The 557-nt window shown below is 42.2% G+C and carries 1 pseudogene; it reads right to left on the reverse strand.

The window, feature by feature from the left end:
• Nucleotides 1-17: 17 nt before the first annotated feature.
• Nucleotides 18-557: pseudogene (locus FJR06_RS00270) on the reverse strand (addiction module component); the annotation flags it as partial.

Here is a 557-nt window from a genome sequence, read left to right on the forward strand (position 1 = left end):
TCGCTCTCTGATTGACCTTACTCGTAAGGAGAGCTTTTAGGTTCTAGAGTCTGGGGCTTATCCTTGCCCGTTTTCGCTTCAGCTTCCATTACTATGGAGTCCCGAAACTTCTGCGTCCGTTCTAGCAAGATTACTTTTACATCGGAATGTTTCATGTATCGAGTGATTTCAACATCACTCATTCTTGCTAGAACGTTATCAGCAGCATTAGTATCTGAGTGCATTACGACCCCATCATGTCCGGTAAACTTGTCACCATTTCTACTACCCGTTAAGGTAGCAAATCTGGAGTCAAGTTGTGACGTATATGCACAATTCACACTAACAACCGTGCAACCTACACGGGTTGAAACTTGTTTGAGAGCATCCGCAACCATCCCCTTGCACCATGAAGAAACATTTCTCTTCATGCGCTTTCTCATGGGCTTTTTGCTTTTTATTGCTTCCGTCAAATCTTCAAAAGCTACCTTGATTGCATTTAACATCAAGTCATGGGTGGCTGTAAAAACGATTGTTTTAATCCTACCTTTAAAGGATGTTTCCCGATTATTCCACTT

This window comes from Dolichospermum sp. UHCC 0352, assembly GCF_009711925.1.
Classification (GTDB): domain Bacteria; phylum Cyanobacteriota; class Cyanobacteriia; order Cyanobacteriales; family Nostocaceae; genus Dolichospermum; species Dolichospermum lemmermannii.